Raw genomic sequence first — 19,581 nt, forward strand, 5'->3', positions numbered from 1 at the left:
TGGCTCCACACCTACAATCACCACCGCGGACACACCGCACTCGCAGGCAAACCACCCGCCAGCCGCGTCCCCAACCTCACGGGTCAGAACACCTACGCCGCCGATGTCGATGCCGGGTGGCGCCTGTGGCACCAGGCGGCGAACAACCGGACCGCCGTCGGGAACATCGCCCCGGACCTGATCCGGCACGGGGAGGCGCTGGCCCGCTCGGCCGGCGGCGACGACCGCCGCACTGCACTGGTGGGGCTCGCCTCCGCGTACCGGCTCGCGCAGCAGGTGATTGCGTACATCGGCCCGGCAGAGGCCGTGTGGATGCTCGGCGACCGTGCCATGGCAGCCGCCGCCGACGCCGACGACCCGGCCGCCATGGGCGCCGCCGCATGGAACCTCGCGAACACCATGCGCGCCGTCGGTGAGCACGAAGGCGCCATGCTGATGGTGACCACGGCAGCCGACCGGCTGCGCCCGCACCTCGCCGACGGACCGCAGCACTGGCGGGGCCTGTACGGGGCGCTGCACCTGCACGCGGCGATCACCGAGGCGCGGGACGGCCGGGACGGGATGGCGTGGAACCACTGGGACACGGCCGACAAGGTCGCGAAGTCACTGCCGGCCGGGTACACCGAGCTGTCGACGGTGTTCGGGCGGGCGAACGTCGACCTTCACGCGGTCAGCATCTCCACCGAGCTGCGGAGCTCAGGCAAGGCACTGTCGCTGGCGGACGAGATCGACCCGGACTCGATCCCGTCGACGGAGCGCCGAACCAGGCTGTGGGTGGATGCGGCCCGGTCGCACATGCATCGGGGCGACCGGACCGCCGCGCTGCACGTGATGGGGATCGCGCTGCGGATCAGCCCGGAGACGGTCCGGTTCACACCCCAGGCTCGTTCGGTCGCGGCCGAGTTGTGGCGGAAGTCGCCGCGCGCGATGCGAGCGGAGACGTTGGAGCTCGCCGAGGCGGTGGGGATCACGACCGGCGTGTGACCCGAGGCGCAGCCCCAACCCCGGAAGGTGACAACCGACCCCATCGCGCAGGGAGATCGGATAGCCAACTGGAAGAGATCTGGAACTTCCGGTTCGACGAGCAGACTTGAGCAAGGGGATCCAGTCGCGATGATCGAGGCGAACACGCGACGAGGCCACAGGCGTCGGACCTGCGGCGAGCCGGTCGCGCGCACCGGGGCGCCGGAGGAGGCCGTCGCCCTTTCGGAGGGCCTCGGCCCGACGACCTGAGGCGATGGACGCGGAGGACCGCGATCAGCACAACCGGCTTCCGCCGCATGGGAAGTCGGACCGGCCGACTTCCCATGCAGCGGGTGGGCTCCGTGGGCCACGCCGGCGTCAGGAGCGCCGGCGGCCGTTCCGGCGGGCGAGACGGAACACGGCGACACCGACGCCCACGCAGAGCAGGGCGCTCATCAGGAGGGTCGGTGTGCTGCTCCCGGTCTCGGGGAGTTGGCCCCCACCGTGGCCGGGCGCCGGACCGGGCGAGTGGTGGTGGCTCGGGCCGCCCGTGGGCGACGGGCCGCGGGACGCCGAGTGGCTCGGGCCGGTCGTCGGGGACGCCGAGTGGGTGGGAGAAGCCGTCGGGGACGGCGAGTGGGTGGGAGAGGTAGTCGGGGACGGCGAGGAGGACGGGGACGGCGAGGGGGAGGGCGAGGAGGACGGGGACGGGGACGGCGAGGGGGAGGCGCAGGCGACCTCCTCGATCACGACCTCCCCGTTGCCGCTGCGCGCTCCGGTGGTGAAGGTCGCGGCGGCCGGGCCGAGGCTGGAGCCGCCGCCTCCCCCGCCGCCGTCGAGCGTGCTCGCCGTGGAGGAGCCGCCGGCGCCGCCCCCGTGGGCACCGCCACCGCCTCCGCCGCCGGCGCCCATGTGGGGGTCGCCGATGTTGACGGCCGCGTCGCCGCCCTTGGTGCCGGTGGCGCTGCCGCCCGCGAAGCCGTCGTGGTCGAACTCGGTGGTGGCGGTTCCGCCCGCGCCACCCGCTCCCCCGTTTCCGCCGGACTTGCCGCCCTTGCCCGCCGCGCTCTGCCCGGTGTCGGCCCCGTCGGTTCCGGCCTGCCCGCCGGCGCCGCCGGACGCGGTTCCGTCGTTGGTGAAACTGCCGGCACCTCCGCCGCCGCCACCCGCGATGATCAGCGCGCTGCCACCCGTCGTCACGGTGGTGGCGCCTCCGCCGCCGGCACCGATGGCGCCGTTGCCGGGCCGGTGCTCCGTGTTGGAGGAGCCGCCCTGGCCGCCGCCGCCGTACCCGCCGTAGGCCAGGCTGCCGGGGACGGAGAGGTCTCCTCCGCTGCCCGCCTGCCCCACGTCGACGGTCAGCACCTGACCGCTCGTAACCTGGACCGTGGCTCGGACCTGACCGCCCTTCCCGCCGGGCGACCCGTAGACGGCGTTCCCTCCCGCACCGCCAGAGGCTTGCACCACCAGCTCGCAGATCCCTTCGGGGACCACGTACTGCTCGGGCGCGCCCTTGTAGTCGAACGTGTGGATTCCGGGGGCCGCAGACGCCTGGTGCGGGGCGCAGACGAGAAGGGCCGCCAGGGCGGCCGAGGCGGCGATTCCACCGGTTCCGTAGTGGATGTTTCTCATACAAACCTTGTAATCGAGCCGCGTTCCTCTCGAGGGGCAACACACGGCGCCGTCCGGGTGAACCGTGCGGGGCGGGAGCACGCCACCGTCGAGTGGGAATCATCAACCCGCCCCGAGAGCACGGGGGTTGGCGACCCCCGTCGCTCGGGCCACCTGACCGGCCGTCGGCCCGGCATCGCGATCCCGGAGGGGGCTTCCGGCCCCGGAAAGCCGGTCGGCACCGGAAAACCCGTTGGATGCGACAGTCCCGCCGATGGTAAACATGTGACATGTTACAAGGCACCCTCATCACCCTCCGGGCCCGTCACGACGCCGACCTCCCGGTCCTCCTGGCCGAGTTGTACGACGACGTGGCGACCCGCGCCCGGGCCGACACCCGGCCCTGGCGGCCCATCCCGCCCGGCTCGGCGGACTCCCCGTACGTCGTTCCCGGGCCGTCCGACGAGGCCGCCTGCTTCTCCGTGGTCGAGACGGCCTCCGGGGAGCTGGCCGGTGAGGCCCTGCTGTGGGGCATCGACGCCCACAACCGCAGCGCCCACCTGGGCCTCGCCCTCCTGCCGGGTCACCGGGGGCGCGGCCTCGCCCCGGACGTCCTGCGGGTGCTCTGCCACTACGCCTTCCCGGTGCTCGGCCTGCGCCGTCTCCAGCTGGAGACCCTGGCGGACAACACCCCGATGCTCCGGGCCGCCGCCACGGCCGGCTTCACCGTCGAGGGGCGGCTGCGCCAAGCCGCCTGGGCGTACGGGGAGTTCGTGGACCAGCTGGTGCTCGGGCTACTGGCCGAGGAGTGGCAGGGGTGAGCGACGGCCCGTCCGGGCTGCGGCCCCTCCCCCACGGCTACACCAACCGCACCGCGGGTGACGGCACGGTCGTCGTGAAACGGTACGAGGGGCCGGACGCCGAGGAGCGGCGCCGGCGCGAGCACCGGCTGCTGTCCCTGCTGCACGGGCTGCTGCCGGTTCCCCCGGTGCTCGGCACCGAGCCGGGCGCCATCACGCTCGGCCACCTTCCCGGAGTGCCCGCGCAGGACCTGCTGGACGCCGGGCACGGCGCGCAGGTCCTGGCCGCCTGCGGGCGGGTGCTGCGACGGCTCCAGGCTGTCGACCCCGGCGTGGCCGGCGACGGTCCGGCGCCCCCGGGTTCGGTGCTGGCGCACGGGGACTTCGGGCCCAACAACCTGCTGCTGGACCCGGCGACCTTCGCCGTCACCGGCCTGCTGGACTGGGAGTTCGCCCATCTCGGCGAGCCGGTGGAGGACCTGGCCTGGTGCGAGTGGATCGTCCGCATGCACCACCCGGCCCGGGCGGGCGCCCTGCACCACCTCTTCGACGCGTACGGGCAGCCGGTGCCGCCCTGGCCGCGGCGCCGGGCCGCCATGCTCGCCCGGTGCGCCCGGCTGGAGGAGTTCTGCCGCCGGGGCGACCCGGGCGGGCCGGGGGTACGGCAGTGGCAGGAGCGCGGGCGCCTGACGGCGGGCTGGCCGGAGCAGCCGGGGCCGCCCTCCTGACCCAGGCGGGGCGGGCGCTCCGGGCGCGCGCACAGCGGGTCGTGACGATCTGTGAGACGGATCTGGCGCACGCCTCGACCAGTCCGATACGGTCTGGACCAATCAGCGGGCGATCTTCCTGTGGCATCGTTCCGCCACGCTCCGAACGCCTCCGGGAGTCGTCATCAGCGCCCGACCCGCCTCCGTTCCGCTCACCCTCCCGGCGCTCCTGGACCACCGGGCGGCGCTCCATCCCGATCGCACCGCGCTGCTCGTGCCCGGTGGCGGGAGCCTCACCTACGGCCGGTGGCGCGAGCGGGCGGTGCGGGCCGCGCACGGGCTGGCCGGGGCGGGCGTGCGGCCCGGGGACACGGTGGCGCTGCTGTTCACCAACCGGGAGTGGGACGCGTACGCCGTGGCGTTCCTGGCCGCCCACTACGCGGGTGCGGCCGGGCTGGTGATCCGCGAGGACTTGGCCCCGGCCGATGTGGAGCGGCTGGTCGAGGCGGCCGGGGCGCGCTGGGCGGTCGCCGGGAACGGCCCGCGCACCGCGCTGCCCACCTTCGCGCTCGAAGGACTCGACGGCCTCGGCGGTCTCGACACGCCGGACACGCCGACCCCGGACGAGCCGCCGCACCGGGTCGCCCCCGGGGACCTGGCCCAGGTCATCGGGACCTCGGGCACGACCGGAACCCCGAAGGGCGTCCGGGCCGCGCACGCGAGCCTGACCGCCGGGCTGGTCCTCGACCCCCGCCCCCGCCCGTACGCGCATTCGCGGCACGCGGTGCACGCCTTCCCGATCGGCACCAACGCCGCCCAGGCGGTGCTGGTGAACGCGCTGACCGCGCAGCCCACGACGATCTGCCTGCCGCGCTTCGACGCCGAGGAGTTCGGGCGGGTGGTCGAGGAGTCCGGCGCGGGCACGGTCTTCCTGGTGCCGTCGATGGCGGTGGAACTGCTGAACTCCGGGATCGCCGACCGCCGGGACCTCGGCAGCGTCCGGCTGGTCGGGTCCACCGCCGCCGCGCTGCCGCCCGCCGTCGCCGCCGGGCTGTCCGCCGCCCTGCCGAAGGCGACGGTCGTCAACACCTATACCTCGGCCGAGGCCGCCCCCGCGCAGATCTCCGCGGTGGTGGACCCGGGCCGTCCGGGTTCGCTGGGCCGCCCGACCGACCCGGCCGACCTGAGGATCCTGGACGAGGCCGGGGAGCCGGTGCCGCCCGGCGGGACCGGCGAGATCTGGCTGCGCCAGCCCGGCCCGCCGCGCGGGTACGCCGGGGCGGCCTCCGACGCCGTCTTCCGCGACGGCTGGGTGCGGATGGGCGACCTCGGCCGACTGGACGGGGACGGCTACCTCCACCTCGTCGACCGGGAGAGCGACATCGTCAAGTCCGGTGCGCTGAAGGTCTCGACGCTGCGGATCGAGGCCGTGCTGCACGAGCACCCGCAGGTCGCCGACGCGGCCGCGCTCGGCCTGCCGCACCCGGTGATGGGACAGGTGCCGGTCGCCGCGGTGGTCCCGCGACCGGACGGGATCGACCTCGACGGCCTGCGGCTGTTCCTGAGCGAGCGGCTGGCCAGGCCCGAACTGCCGGTGCGCGTCCTGGTGTTGGACTCCCTGCCGCGCAACCCGAGCGGCAAGGTGCTCAAGCACGAGCTGCGGACCGCGTTCGAGGAGCCCGCCCCGACGACCGGAAGGGCCCCGGAGACGGAACGCGAGCTCGCCCTGGCCGGCCTGTGGCGGGCCGTGCTGGGACGGCCGGTCCGGGCGGTGGAGGAGGAGTTCTTCGCCCTCGGCGGGGACTCGTTCCGCGCCGTCCAGCTGGCCGCCGCGATCTCCGCCGAGTTCGGTGTGGCGGCCCGTACGGCGCTGGTCTTCGAGCGCCCCTCGCTGCGCGCCCAGGCGGCCTGGCTGGAACGGGCCGACGTCGCCCCGGCCGGGACGGTGGAGCGCTCCGGGGCCGAGGTGTCGGACTTCCTCCGCTCGCTGCGCGCGCAGCCGCACGACCTGCCGCTCACCTCCCAGCAGGAGAACTTCCTGCGCTGGATGGCCGAGGCCCCGGGCCGCAACGTCGGCGCGGTGGCGGTGATGTTCCGGGTGACGGAGGGCCTGCGGACGGACGTCCTGGCCGACGCCCTGCACGAGGCGATCCGCCGCCATCCCGCGCTGCGGACCAGGTTCGTCCCGGTGCCCGGCGCCGAACCGGGGGTGCTGCGGGCCGTCCTGGACGACGAGCCGCACGCGGACGTGGTGCTGGTGGAGGCGCCCGGCGCGAGCGACGACGAGGTGTCGGCGCGGCTGGTCGCCGTGCGCGACCGGCTGACGGACGTCGCCTCGGGGCCGATGACCAGGCTGGCCGTGGTGAGCCGCGGGCCGGCGGACCACGTCGTCCTGCTGGCCGTCCACCACCTCGTCAGCGACGGCTGGTCGCTGGGGGTGCTCCTGCGCGAGCTGGGGGTGGCGTACTCGGCGCTGTGCCACGGGCGCCGGGTGCCGGCCGCCCGGCCCGGCCCGGAGTACGGCGAGCTGGTGGAGTGGTCGAACGCCCACTGGCCGGCGTCCCGGTCGCACTTCGGGACGGCGCTCGCGCACGCGCCCGCCGCGATCGACCCCTTCCCGGGGCGCCGGCACACCGAGGTGGTGCTGAGCGCCGCCCACGCGTTCACGGTGCCCCCGGCGGCGGCGGACGCGCTGCGGGCCAGGGCGGCGGAGCTGGGGGCCACGCCGTTCCTCGCGGTGGCGGCGGTCTGGAGCGGCCTGCTGGCCGCCCGCAGCGGACAGCCGGACCTCGTCCTCATGACGCCGGTGCCCGGGCGGACCAGGCCGGAGGCGGAGCGGGCGGTCGGCTGTTTCGTGCAGTCGCTGCTGGTGCGGGTGGACGTGTCGGGCGCGCCGGGGTTCGCCGAACTGCTCGACCGGGTCCGGTCCGCCGCCACCACGGCGCTCGACCACCAGCTCTACCCGTTCGCGGAGTTCAGCCCGCTGGTGCCGTTCGCGGCCTGGCTGCGGTACGAGAACTGGAGCGCGCCGGCCCAGCTGCCGGGGGTGGCCTGCGCGGCCTGGGAGCTGCCCCGCAACGCCACCGTGCCGTATCCGCTGCCGGGCGGTGACCGGCACGTCCCCGAGCTGGCGGTCACCGAGCAGCCGGACGGCGCGCTGCGGTGCTGGCTGCGGTACAACGAGCACGCGTTCGAGGCGGCGACGGTGTCGGCGCTGGCCGACGACCTCGCCGCGGCGCTGGCCGGGGCGGCCGGCATCTGACAGGAGGCGAGCGGGGGTGCGGCCGTCACCGGCCGCACCCCCGGACCATTCGGCCGCCCGCTCAGCCGGAGAGGCGCCCGGCCGCCTCCTCCTCGCTGAGCGCGTCGATCTCGGCGATCAGCAGCGCCTCGATCCGGGCCGCGAGGGCGGCCGGTGTACTGCTCTCGAACACCTCGCGGATGGGGATGTCGAGTCCGATCCCGGCCCGGATCCGCGCGGCGACCCGGGTGACCAGGAGCGAGTCCCCGCCCAGCGCGAGGAAGTCGTCGAACACCCCGACCCGCGGCACTCCGAGGACCTCCTGCCACAGCTCGGTGACCAGCTGCTCGGCGTCGGTGCGCGGCGCGACGTAACCCGACCCGGCGGCCGGCCCGGGGTCGGGCAAGGCCGCGAGGTCGGGCTTGCCGTTCGGGGTCAGCGGCAGCCGGGCCAGCGTGACGACGGCGTCCGGGACCATGTAGGCGGGAAGCCGTACGGCGAGGTGCTCGCGCAGCTCGGCCGGCCCGGGCTCGGCCCCCGGGCGCGGGACGGCGTACGCCAGCAGCCGACGGCCGTCGCGGACCAGCACGGCGGCCTGCGCGACGCCCGGGTGCGCGGTCAGCGCGGACTCGATCTCGGCGGGCTCGATCCGGTAGCCGCGGAGCTTCAGCTGCGCGTCGCCGCGCCCCAGGAACTCCAGCCGGCCGTCCGCCCGCCACCGGGCCCGGTCTCCGGTGCGGTACATCACGCCGCCGGCGAAGGGGTCGGGTACGAAGGCCGTCGCGGTCAGGTCGGGCCGGCCCAGGTAGCCCCGGGCCAGGCCGCTGCCGCCGATGTACAGCTCGCCCTCGGAGCCCCGGGGCAGCAGTCCGCCGTGCTCGTCCAGCACGTGGAGCCTGACGCCGGGCAGCGGGCGGCCCAGCGAGGGCCGGCGGTCGGCGTCGGAGGCCGTCAGCTCGGCCGCGGTGACGATCACGGTGGCCTCGGTGGGGCCGTAGGTGTTGACGAGCCGGACCGCGTCCCCGTGCCGCCGGCGCCAGCGGGCGACCGTACCGGCGCGCGCCTCGGAACCGCCGATGACGACCAGGCGCAGCGCGTCCGGCCAGCTGGTCCCGTCGTCCAGGCCGACGAGCTCCTCCCAGTACGCGGTCGGCAGGTCGAGCACGGTGACGGTCCGGCCGGCCGGACCGGCCAGCAGGTCGGGCAGGGTCCGGCCGCCGCCGGGCAGGAGCACCACGCACGCCCCGGCCGCGAGGGCCGGCCAGAGCTCCTCCACGTGGGTGTCGAAGCCGAGGGAGGCGAACTGGACGATCCGGTCGTCGGGGCCCAGCGCGTAGCCGTCCGGGCCCGCCATCCAGTCGACCCGGGCGGAGACCGCCGGGTGGTCGACCGCGACGGCCTTCGGCGCCCCGGTGGACCCGGAGGTGTAGAGGACGTACGCGAGGGCCCGCGGGTCGGGCGGGGCGAGGTCGGCGGTCCCCGCCCCCGGCAGGTCCGTGCCGGTGAGGGTGAGGACGGCGTCGGCCTCCCGGACCATCAGGGCGCGGCGCTCCTCGGGGTGGGCCGGGTCGAGCGGGAGGTAGGCGGCACCGGCCTTCCAGACCGCCGTCAGGGCCACCACCAGGTCGAAGGAGGGCGCCATCGACACCGCGACCACCCGGCCGGCCACCGGGCCGAGCCGGCGGGCCAGTTCGGTGGACCGCCGGTCGAGTTCGGCGTAGGACAGCGTCCGTCCGTCGCACTCCAGGGCCGGCGCGTCCGGTCGGGCGGCGGCCTGCGCGGCGAACCGCTCCAGCACCGTCCGTACGGCGGCCGGAGCGGCCGGGCCCGCCCCGAGGGCGAGCAGCGCCGCCCGCTCCTCGGCGCCGACGAACCAGTCGCCGTGCAGGGGGAGTTCCGGGTCCTCGACGATCCGCGCGTACAGCTCGCGGCACCGGTCGCCGAGCGCCTCGACGGTCCCCCGGTCGAACAGCTCGCGGTCGTAGCAGAAGGAGAGCGTGATCCCGCCGTCGGGGGTGCGCCAGCTGTCGAGCAGCAGGTCCGTCTTGGCCTGGTCGAAGCCGGAGTCCATGCCGGTCGTCCGGACGCCCTCGGGCAGGGCCGGCTCGCCGGAGCCGACCGCCAGGTCGTTCTGGCTCTGGTGGACGAAGACGGCCTGGTAGAGCGGTCCGGCTCCGGTGTCCGCGGGCAGGCCGAGGTGGGCGGCGAGCCGCTCGGCCGGGGCGTCGGGACGGCTCAGCGCGGCCAGTGCGGCGGACCTGGTCCGCTTCAGCACGGTGCGGAAGCCGGGCTCGCCGGTGAGGTCCGACCTGATCACCGCGGTGCGGTTGAAGTAGCCGAGCAGCGCCTCGTGCGCCGCCTCGGTACGGCCCGCCAGCGGGGTGCCGACCACGAAGTCCCGGCAGCCGGTCCAGCGCGCGAGCACGCTCTGGTAGCCGGCCAGCAGCACCATGAACGGGGTGCACCGCTCCTGCCGGGCCGTCCGGTCGAGGGCGGCGGTCAGCTCGGGGCCGAGGTCGACGGTGACGAACCCGGCGGGTCTGGTGGGGCTGGACGGTCTCGGCCGGTCGAACGGGAGGCGCAGCGCTCCGGTGCCGGCGAGCCGGTCCGCCCAGAACCGGAAGGCCTCCTCGCCCGCCTCCCCGCCCGTCCTGGCGCGTTCGGCGCGGGCGAAGTCGCCGTACTGCAGGGCGAGTTCCGGCAGTTCCGCGGGTGCCTCGCCGATCGCCTCGCGGTAGAGGGCGAGCAGTTCGCGCCACATCGTGCGGAAGGACCAGCCGTCCGCGACGATGTGGTGGACCACCACGCTGACCGCGTGTTCCCGCTCGCCCCCGCTGATCAGGGTCGCGCGCAGCGGCGGCGCGGCGGCGAGGTCGAACGGGGCGTTGACGTACGGGCGGCAGGCGTCGGTGAAGTCCTGCTCGGTCGCGCCCTCGGGCAGGCGGATCGTGACCAGGTCGGTCGCGGCCGGGGGCTGGACCAGCTGGACGGGCTCCGCCTCGTCGGGTCCTTCGGGCGCGAAGCGGGTGCGGAGGATCTCGTGGCGGGCGGTCAGCCGGTCCAGCGCGGTGCGCAGGGCCCGGGGGTCGATCGGCCCGGTCCAGCGCCGGTTGAGGTACATGTTGAAGCCGGCGTCGTCCGGGTGGACCTGCTGGAGGAACCAGAGCCGGCGCTGTTCGGCGGTCAGCGGGTGGATGGCGGTGGCGGTGGTGGTCACCGGACGGTCACCTCGGTCTCGGAGCGGTGCGGGAGGGTGGGCGCGGCGGCGTCGGCGGCCCGGTCCTGGATGGTCTGCAGGCCGACCAGGTCGTCGGGCTCGGCGTCGGGGACGTCCCGGTCGAAGTGGCGCAGCACGGGCACGGCCAGGCAGACCAGCGCGAGGGCCGCCATGGCGAGGCCGAACAGCAGGTAGAGCAGTCCGATGCCGCGGCCGTCGCCGGTGCCGATGAGCCGCCCGACGCTGCCGGCGAGGGCGCCGTCGTGGTCCATCAGCGGCTGGAGGAGTCCGGGGCCGAACGGGGCGACCACGGCGAAGCCGACCGGCAGGGTCGACCAGGCGACCATGGTGTTCACGGCGATCACCCGGCCGTGGAAGCGCAGCGGCACCTTGGTCTGCACGATGGTCGCGTAGGCACCGTTGAGCAGGGCGAGCGCGAAGGTCATGCCGAACGCGCCGAGGGCGACCGTCCAGATCGACGGGCGCAGCCCGGTGAGCAGGCAGGCCGCGGCGACCACCAGGGTGGCGAGCAGCACCCCGCGCAGCTTCCGGCGGCGCGGTCCGCCCCAGGCCACCAGCGTGATCCCGCCGAGCACGGCGCCGAGGCCGGCGGCCGTCGACACCCAGCCGGCCGCCGAGAGCGGGGCGAAGGAGAGCACGAGCGGGGTGGTGAGCAGGAACAGCGGGGAGAGGAAGACGTTCAGGACGGCGAAGTACAGCAGCATCGCGCGGAAGTGCCTGCTGCCCAGGGCCCGGCGGAAGCCTTCGCGGATCTCCGCGGCGATGCTCTCCCGGCGGGTGGAGCCCATCAGGTCGGGGAACCGGACGGCCAGGGTGACGGTGACCGCGACGGCGTAGCCGGCCACGTCGAGGGCGAGGATGCCGCCGAGTCCGATCGCGGCGAGCAGCCCGACGGCGAACAGCGGGACGAGGAACTGGGCGAGGCCGAAGGCCATCTGGACCACGCCGTTGGCGCGGCCGAGGTAGCGCTTGGGGACGAGCTGCGGCACCGCCGCGTTCCAGGCGAGCCGTTGGAAGGAGAGGGCGGCGGACAGCACGGCGATGAGCGCGTAGGCGTGCCAGACCTGGAGGCCGCCGGTGGCGTACAGCAGGAGCAGGAGGGCCTGGGTGAGTCCGGCGGCGAGGTCGCCGAGGAGCATGGTCCGGCGCCGGTCCCCCCGGTCGACGACCGCGCCGGCGAGCGGGGCGGCGAGGATGCCGGGGACCAGTCCGCAGGCGGCCAGCAGTCCGAACTGGGCCAGGGAGCCGGTGCGCAGGTAGATCCAGACCGGGAGGGCGAACTCGGTGAGCGCCGATCCGATCATCGACACCTGCTGCCCGGAGGCGACGGTGAGGAAGCGGCGCATGGTGGGGCGGACGGACGCCCGGTCCCCGTCCGCGGCCGGCCGTTCGGCGTCCCGGGAGAGCCCGGCCAGCCACCAGGTCGCGCTGTCCGTGCGGCGGTGGCGGTCCTCCTCCCCCGCGGCGATCGACCGGTGGACGCCGGTGACGACGGCCGCGAGTTCGGCGGCCCGGTACTTGAGGTAGAAGTGGCCGGCCTCGTCGAGGACGACGACCGCGGTGGTGTCGGCGATCCGGTGCCACTCGCGGAAGCGCTCCTGGTAGAACTCGGTGGCCGGGTCGCGGTCGCCGCAGACCGCGATCACCGGGGCCTTGATCCGGCCGCCCTCGGTCGCGAACATCCGGGTGAAGTACCGTTCGACGTCCTTGGTGCCGGTACGGCGGTTGCGGACGATGAGCCGCAGCTGCTCCGGGTCCAGTTCGTCGGTGTCCAGGCCGGCGGCGGCCAGCCCGTTGATCATGTCCTGGTCGCTGCGCAGCCGGTCGAGGAGTTCGGCCCAGCGCTCCCCGACCGCCGCGCCGCGGCCCTTGGGCCGGGCGAAGGGAAAGATGCCGCCGAGGTGGACGGCGTCGATGTCGCGGCCGGCGGCCTCGACCCGGCGGGCGATCTCGACGGCGAGGCGCACGCCGACCCCGCAGTGCCCGTACAGCACGATCCGGCCCTCGACGTTCTCGAGGATCTCGCGGGCGCAGCGGTCGGCGACCTCGTCGACGTCCATCGGCTCCTCGCCGAGTTCGTGTCCGGGGACGGCGACGGAGTGCAGTGCCCAGTCCTCGGGCAGGGCGTCGGCGAGCGGTTTGTAGATGAGGGCGCTGCCGCCGCCGTAGGGTGTGCAGACGACGCTTCCGGTGGTGCGGCGCCGCTCGGGGGTGAGGCGGTGCAGCAGGCCCTGCGGCCCCCGGTCGGCGGCCGGGTCGGCGACGAGCACGGCGAGTCGGCGGACGGTCGGGAAGCGGAAGAGGTCCATCACGCCGACGGGTGTCGGCAGGTCGGGGAAGGCGCGGCGCAGCCGGGCGACGACCTGGGTGGCGAGCAGCGAGTGCCCGCCGATCTCGAAGAAGTCGTCCAGGGCGCCGACCGTCGCGACGTCGAGCACCTCGGCCCAGATCGCGGCGATCAGCGTCTCGGTCGCGCCCTCGGGCTCCACCCGGCCGGCGGCCGGGGCGGCGTCCTCGGGTTCGGGCAGGGCCTTGCGGTCGACCTTGCCGTGGGCCAGCAGCGGCAGCCGGTCGAGGACGACGAACCGGGCGGGGACCATGTAGTCCGGCAGGACGGCGCCGAGCTCCGCGCGCAGTTCGGCGGGGGCGGGGGCGGTTCCGCCGCCCGGGCGTTCGAGGTAGGCGACGAGGTTCTGCCTGATCCCCTCGCCCCGGACGGTCACGAAGGCCTGGGTGACGCCGGGCAGCGCGGTGAGGGCGGCCTCGATCTCGCCGGGCTCGACCCGGTAGCCGCGGACCTTGATCTGGTCGTCGGCGCGTCCGAGGTATTCCAGCGTGCCGTCCGTCCGCCAGCGGGCGAGGTCGCCGGTGCGGTACATCCGGCCGCCGGTCGCGGCGAACGGGTCGTCGAGGAAGCGTTCCGCGGTCAGGTCGGGGCGGCCCAGGTAGCCGCGGGCGAGCCGGTGCCCCCCGAGGTGGAGCTCCCCGGTCACGCCGGGCGGTACCGGCCGCCGGGCGCCGTCCAGTACGTAGCAGCGCGCGCCCGCGAGCGGGGTGCCGATCGGCGTGTTCCCCGGGCCGTGGTCCTCCGGGTGGACCTCGTGGACGGTGACGCCGACCGTCGCCTCGGTGGGGCCGTAGTGGTTGAACACCGCGCACCGGCCGAGGCCGGCCAGGTCGGCGGCCCAGGCCCGGGACGAGGCCTCGCCGCCGAGCACCAGGGCCCGGTGCGGCAGCAGGCGCTCGAGCGGGGCGTCGGCGGACAGCGCGGCCAGGTGGGAGGGCGTCATCTTGAGGTAGTCGAGCCGCGACGCCTCGATGTGCCCGGCGAGTTCGGCGCCGGCGATGCGGCGGGGCAGCAGGTGGACCTGGCCGCCGGTGGTGAGCGCCAGGTAGAGCATCGTGATGCTGAAGTCGAAGGACAGGGACTGCAGCAGGCCGTAGCGGGCGCCGGGCTCGATCCGCAGCCGGTCCCGCACGCCGGCCAGGTAGTTGAGGATCTCGCGGTGCTGCACCGCGACGCCCTTGGGCTGCCCGGTGGACCCGGAGGTGTAGATGACGTACGCGAGGTCGTCGGGGCCGGAGGCCTCCGGGAGCGGCGCGTCGTCCGGGGCGTCGTCCGGCGCCGGTGCGGCGCGGTCCACGAGCAGCTCCGCGCCCCCGTACGCGGGGAAGCGTTCCCGCAGCGCCGAGTCCGTCACCAGGACGCGCGCGTCGGCGTCCGCCACCAGGTGGGACAGCCGGGCGGGCGGCTGCTCCGGGTCCAGTGGCAGGTAGCAGCCGCCGGCCTTCAGGACGGCGACCAGCGCGACCGCCAGGTCCGGCGACTGCTCCAGGCACACCGCCACCCGGTCGTCCGGCCGGACGCCCAGCGCCCGCAGCCGCCGGGCCAGGGCCGTCGCCCTGGTGTCGAGTTCGCGGTGGGTGACGGTGGCGTCCTCGAAGACCAGGGCCGGGCGGTCGCCCGCCTCCCGGGCCGCGGCGGCGAGCAGCGCGGTCAGCGTCCGGGGCCCGCCGTCGGGGAGGTCCGGGCCGGCCGCCCAGTGGTCGAGCACGTCGCCGCGCTCGGTCGCGGTCAGCAGCGGGAGGTCCTCGACGGGCCGGTCCGGATCGGCGGCGGCCGCGGTGAGCAGGACCTCGAAGCGCTCGGTGAGCCGGCGCACGGTGTCGGCGTCGAACAGGTCGGTGCGGTAGGTGATCAGGCCGAAGAGCCCGCCGTCCTTCTTCTCCCGGAGGTAGAACGCGAGGTCTGCGTGGCTGGTGGTGGCCGCGTGCCCGAATCCCTCCGCGGTGGCGGCGGGTGCGGCGGAGGCCGCTCGGTCGCCGTAGTTCTGGAAGGCGAAGGTCACCTGGAACACCGCCGAGCGGCTGACGTCCCGCTCGATGTCCAGGTCCGCGACCATCTGCTCGAACGGCACCTCCTGGTGGGTGTAGGCGTTCAGCGTCGTCTCCCGCACCCGGCCGACGAGCTGCCCGAAGGTGAGCCCCTCCTCCAGTCGCGCCCGGATCGGCAGCATGTTGACGAACGCGCCGACCACGCCCTCCAGTTCGCGGTGGAGCCGGCCGGCCACGGCCGAGCCGACCGCGAAGTCCCGCTGTCCGGCGTGCCGGCCGAGCAGCGCCTGGAGCCCGGCCATCAGCACCATGTACGTCGACGCCCCGCGGGCGCGTGCGCACTCCGCGAGGGCGTGCACGAGCTCCGGGCTCCAGTGCAGTTCCACGGCCGCGCCGTCGTAGCCGAGCAGCGGCGGCCGGGGGCGGTCGGCGGGCAGCTCCAGGGCGGGGACGTCGGCGAGTTCGGTGCGCCAGTAGGCGCGGGAGTCGGCCAGGGCGCCGCTGTCCAGCCGGTCGCGCTGCCAGCGCGCGTAGTCCCCGAACTGCACCGGGAGCGGCGGGAGTCCGGCGTCGGCGCCGTGGGCGTACCGGGCGTAGAGCGCGTCCAGTTCGCGGTTGAGGATGTCGATCGACCAGCCGTCGCCGACGATGTGGTGCATGACCAGGGCGAGGACGTGGTCCTCGTCGGCGAGCCGGACCAGCAGGGCCCGCAGCAGGGGGCCGCTCGCGAGGTCGAAGGGTCTGGCGGCGAGCGCGCCGATCTCGTCCGCGGCTCTTCGTCCCGGGTCGGGGTCGTCGGAGGCGTCCACGAACTCGGCGGGGAACGGGCCCGGTTCGGCGACCAGGACCTCGGCCCTGCCGTCCTCCGTGACCGGGAAGGTCATCCGCAGCCCCTCGTGGCGCTCCACCAGGGCGGCCAGGGCGGCGTCCAGCGCCGGGCGGTCCAGCGGCCCGCGCAGCCGCCGGGCCGGGGCGAGCGTGTACGCGGTCGCGCCGGGCGTGAACTGGTCCATGAACCAGAGCCGTTCCTGTCCGCTGGACAGTGGCGGCGCGCTGTCCGCAGGGCGGGGCTCGACCACCCGCACCGGGGCCGCGGCGCCCCGCAGGCGCTGGGCGAGGAGGGATCGTTTGGCGGCGGACCAGTCTGCGGGCAGGTCCCGGGTGTCGGTCATCGGCAGTCCATTCGGGCGTGGAGCGGGGCGGTCGCGGAAGGGCGGTCGGCGGCGGTCAACGCCGCTCTCGCACGACGGCGGCCAGGGCGGCCGGGGTGGAGGCGTCGAAGAACAGGTCGAAGTCGAGTTCGACCCCGAACGCGGCGCGGATCCGGGCGGTGATCTGGATGACCGTCAGCGAGTGTCCGCCGAGGTCGAAGAGGTCGTCCTCCGGGCCGATGCCGGAGGCGCCCAGGACCTCCTCCCAGATCGCCAGGACGCTCGCGGTGACCTCGTCGGCCTCCACGGGACCGGCCGCGGCGGTGCGCGGCGGGGCGGGCAGGGCGCGCCGGTCGAGCTTGCCGCTCGCCGTGAGCGGCAGGCGGTCGAGGGCCACGAACTGCCGGGGCACCATGACCGCGGGGAGGGTGCGCAGCAGGTGGTCCCGCAGGTCCGCGTCGGACGGCGGTTCGCCGCCGGGTGCGGCCACCCGGTAGCCGACGAGCGCGGGGTCCCCCTCGGCCTGCCCGCACACGGCGACGGCGGCCGCGGCGACCGCCGGGTGGTCGAGCAGCGCGGCCTCGATCTCGCCCAGCTCGATCCGGTGGCCGCGGATCTTCACCTGGTCGTCGATCCGGCCGTGGAACTCCAGTTCGCCGTCCGGCGTCCACGCCGCGAGGTCACCGGTGCGGTACATCCGGCCGCCGGTTCCGGCGAACGGGTCCTCGACGAAACGTTCCGCCGTCAGTTCGGGGCGGCCGCGGTAGCCGTCCGCGACGCCGTCGCCGCCCAGGTGGAGCTCGCCGGGGATCCCGATCGGCAGCGGCCGGCCGTCCGCGTCCAGGACGTACGCCCGGGTGTTGGCGACCGGCCCGCCGATCACCACGGCCTCCGGTCCGGCCGGGACATCGGCGCAGGTCGCGTAGATCGTCGCCTCGGTCGGGCCGTACCCGTTGATCAACCGCCCGAGGGAGCCGCGGAGTTCGCGGGCCAGCGGCAGCGGCAGGGCCTCCCCGCCGACGATCCCGGTCAGCCCGGCCGCCAGCGGCCCGGCGCTGAGCAGCACGCGCCAGCCCGCGGGGGTCGCCTGGAGGTGGGTCACGCCTTCGCGCCGGACCAGCCCGACCGTGCCGGGCGCGTCCAGCGCGGCGCCCTCCGGTGCGAGCACCAGCCGGCCGCCGGTGACCAGTGGCAGCAGGATCTCCAGCCCGGATATGTCGAAGGAGAGCGAGGTCAGGCCGAGCCAGACGTCCCCGGGCCCCGAGCCCAGCCGTTCGGCGAAGGAGGTCAGCAGGTTCACCAGCGCCCGGTGCCCGATCTCCACCCCCTTGGGCCGCCCGGTCGAGCCGGAGGTGTACAGCACGTAGGCGAGGTCGCCGGGCGGGGTCGGCGCCGCCGCGGACCCCGGCTCGGCGCGGGCGCTCCCGAGCCGGAGGACGGCCGGCGCCGCCGCCACCACGTCGGGGGCGGGCTCCCGGTCGGCGACCAGCAGGGCCGCGCCGGAGTCGGCGAGCACGAAGGCGAGCCGCTCGGCGGGGTGTCCGGGGTCGAGCGGCAGGTAGGCGGCCCCGGCGGCGTGCACCGCGAGCAGGACGGCGGGCAGGTCGGCGGAGCGCTCCAGGTGCAGGGCGACGACGTCGCCCCGGCCGATGCCAGCCCCGCGCAGGACGGCGGCCAGTTCCTCGGTCCGCGCCACCAGCGCCCGGTAGGTCAGCCTCGCGGCGCCCGCGCTGACGGCGGGGGCGTCCGGCGTCTCGGCGGCCCGCTCCCGCACCAGGTCCAGCACGGTGCGCTCGCGCGGGTAGGAGCGGGCGGTGGCGTTCCACCCGTCCGTCACCAGGTACCGCTCCTCCGCGCCCAGCACCGGCAGGGCGTTCAGCGGCGCCTCGGGCGTGGCCGTCGCGGCTTCCAGCAGCGCCGTGTAGTGCCCGGCGACGCGGTCCGCGGCGTCCGGCGACAGGACCGCCGGGGCGTACTGGAGCGAGAACGCGAGCCCGTCGGCGGTGTCGACCGCCTGGAGGTGCAGGGTGTTGCGGGCGGCGCCGTTGAACACCGTGCGGTCCACCCGGACGGTGCTCCCCGGGAACACCGGGTCCACGGCGCGGGCGCGCCGGTAGCCGAACGACACGGGGGCCAGCCCGGCGCGCGGCGTGAGGCCGCCGACGGCCGCGCCGAAGGGCACGGGGCGGAACGGGTACCCGCCGCGGGCCTCGGCGCGCACGGCCCGGGCGTACTCGGCGAAGGACGTCCCGGTGCCCACCCCGGCCGGGGCGTGCACCGGCAGCTCGTTGACGAACAGCCCGATCTCCCCGGCCTGTTCGGGCGTCCGGACGGACAGCGGCACGGAGACCGGGACGGCCTCGCCGCCGTAGCGCAGCAGCAGTGCGTGCAGTGCGGCGAGCAGGAACTCGAAGACGGTGACGCCGCAGCGCTCCGCGGCCTCGGCCACGGCGGCCCGGCCGCGCGCGTCCGTCCGCCACGTGCCGCAGGCTCCGGAGGCCGGGGCGGTGACGGCGTGCGGCAGCCCCGGGAGGACGGGCTCGGTCACCGCAGCCCACCGCGGGCCGTACCGGTCCGCCGCCCGGCGGACGAGGTCGGGGTCGAGCGGGGCCGGGGGCGTGGACGGGGGCGTGGACGGGCTCCGGTCGGCGGCCGGGGCGGGCCCGCCCAGGGCCTGCGCGTAGGCCGCGGCGAGGTCCGCCACCAGGACGTCCTTCGACTCCCCGTCGAAGACCGCGTGGTGCACGACGGCGAGCAGCTCCGCCGCCTCACCGCGGCCGCGGTAGAGGGTGAACCGCGCCAACGGGCCCGCCTGGAGGTCCAACGGGCGTGCCGCGTCCTCGGCCAGCCGCTTCTCCCGGCTCTGCGCGCAGTCCTCGGAGGCGTCGACCACGTCGAGGACCGGGGCGGTGCCGGGCTCCGCGACGAGGCTCCCGCCGCGCTCCACGAACACCTGGGACAGCACGGGGTGCCGTGCCGTCACCGTCGAGACGGCACGGGCGAGGGCGTCGGCGTCGACCCGGTCGAAGGAGAGCAGGACGGGCATGTGGAACACCCCGTGGTGGCCGCCGAGGCGCTCGGTGACCCAGATGCCCCGCTGGAAGGGCGAGGCGTGCGGGGGGAGGGAGTGTGGCATGTGCGGCTCGATTCGGCAGTCGGTGAATGGTGCGTTCCCCGTGGCCGGGCGCCGACGTGGCCGACGCCGCGGATGCTCTGGCGACGCGGCCGACGGGCCGCCCCCCGGCCTCGACCTGCCCGGCCCGCAGATCCCCCCTGCGCACCGCCGGAGCGCCGTCGGTCCTCTCCCCGTCGAAGAGGCCGATCATGGTCCAGACCTGCCGAGAGGTTGGCAGAGAAGCCCTGCGCCGTCAAGGGTCGTTCCGACCCGTAGGAAAGACGTCATGAACGCGTCCAACCTGCGGGAATGCGACCACGGGGGCGGGCTTCTGATCGTTCGTCATCGTCTCAACGGGCGGCCGCTCCCGCCGTCGGCCCCCGGACCCCCGGAGCCCTCGCCGAATCGGGTCCGGGCCGT

8 protein-coding genes are annotated in these 19,581 nt (G+C 75.7%); 4 read left to right on the forward strand and 4 right to left on the reverse strand.

Translation table 11 applies throughout. The features are described 5' to 3' along the window. Positions 1-984: XRE family transcriptional regulator (locus tag ACWDD9_RS42415; RefSeq protein WP_449814621.1), on the forward strand; the 984-nt coding region annotated here is incomplete at its 5' end. A gap of 357 nt (positions 985-1,341) precedes the next feature. Here the strand turns inward: ACWDD9_RS42415 and ACWDD9_RS42420 are convergent. Then, positions 1,342-2,595: a hypothetical protein gene (locus ACWDD9_RS42420; protein ID WP_449814611.1), complete on the reverse strand. Its 1,254-nt coding sequence runs from the start codon at positions 2,593-2,595 to the stop codon at positions 1,342-1,344. Positions 2,596-2,864: 269 nt separating this feature from the next. Between ACWDD9_RS42420 and ACWDD9_RS42425 the strand changes: the two genes are divergently transcribed. The 3 genes from ACWDD9_RS42425 (at position 2,865) to ACWDD9_RS42435 (ending at position 7,343) form a co-directional block, all read left to right on the forward strand. Then, a complete protein-coding gene (locus ACWDD9_RS42425; protein WP_049650345.1) occupies positions 2,865-3,395 on the forward strand; it encodes a GNAT family N-acetyltransferase in 531 nt (176 codons plus the stop codon). Continuing rightward, the gene (locus ACWDD9_RS42430) at positions 3,392-4,102 is read left to right on the forward strand and encodes a phosphotransferase (RefSeq protein ID WP_449814612.1); all 711 of its coding nucleotides are present in this window, start codon (positions 3,392-3,394) and stop codon (positions 4,100-4,102) included. Before ACWDD9_RS42425 ends, ACWDD9_RS42430 begins: the two co-directional genes overlap by 4 nt. Positions 4,103-4,265: 163 nt before the next feature. Beyond that, positions 4,266-7,343, forward strand: coding sequence for an AMP-binding protein (locus tag ACWDD9_RS42435; RefSeq protein WP_449814619.1), 3,078 nt, complete (start codon positions 4,266-4,268; stop codon positions 7,341-7,343). A 61-nt stretch (positions 7,344-7,404) separates the two neighbouring features. Here the strand turns inward: ACWDD9_RS42435 and ACWDD9_RS42440 are convergent, their stop codons facing one another. From ACWDD9_RS42440 to ACWDD9_RS42450, 3 genes are read right to left on the reverse strand one after another with little or no spacing between them, the layout of a single operon-like run. Then, a complete protein-coding gene (locus tag ACWDD9_RS42440) occupies positions 7,405-10,539 on the reverse strand; it encodes an amino acid adenylation domain-containing protein (protein ID WP_449814613.1) in 3,135 nt (1,044 codons plus the stop codon). Next, positions 10,536-16,067: an amino acid adenylation domain-containing protein gene (locus ACWDD9_RS42445; RefSeq protein ID WP_449814614.1), complete on the reverse strand. Its 5,532-nt coding sequence runs from the start codon at positions 16,065-16,067 to the stop codon at positions 10,536-10,538. The genes ACWDD9_RS42440 and ACWDD9_RS42445 overlap by 4 nt, the downstream gene beginning before the upstream one ends. Positions 16,068-16,122: 55 nt before the next feature. Then, a complete protein-coding gene (locus tag ACWDD9_RS42450) occupies positions 16,123-19,182 on the reverse strand; it encodes a non-ribosomal peptide synthetase (protein ID WP_449814615.1) in 3,060 nt (1,019 codons plus the stop codon). Positions 19,183-19,581 lie beyond the last annotated feature (399 nt).

It is taken from the genome of Kitasatospora sp. NPDC001119, from assembly GCF_053598475.1.

Excerpts from the sequence above, each read along its gene's own strand:
- ACWDD9_RS42420 (WP_449814611.1), bottom strand. The coding sequence starts at position 2,595 with ATGAGAAACATCCACTACGGAACCGGTGGAATCGCCGCCTCGGCCGCC.
- ACWDD9_RS42425 (WP_049650345.1), top strand. The coding sequence starts at position 2,865 with ATGTTACAAGGCACCCTCATCACCCTCCGGGCCCGTCACGACGCCGAC.
- ACWDD9_RS42445 (WP_449814614.1), bottom strand. The coding sequence starts at position 16,067 with ATGACCGACACCCGGGACCTGCCCGCAGACTGGTCCGCCGCCAAACGA.
- ACWDD9_RS42450 (WP_449814615.1), bottom strand. The coding sequence starts at position 19,182 with ATGCCACACTCCCTCCCCCCGCACGCCTCGCCCTTCCAGCGGGGCATC.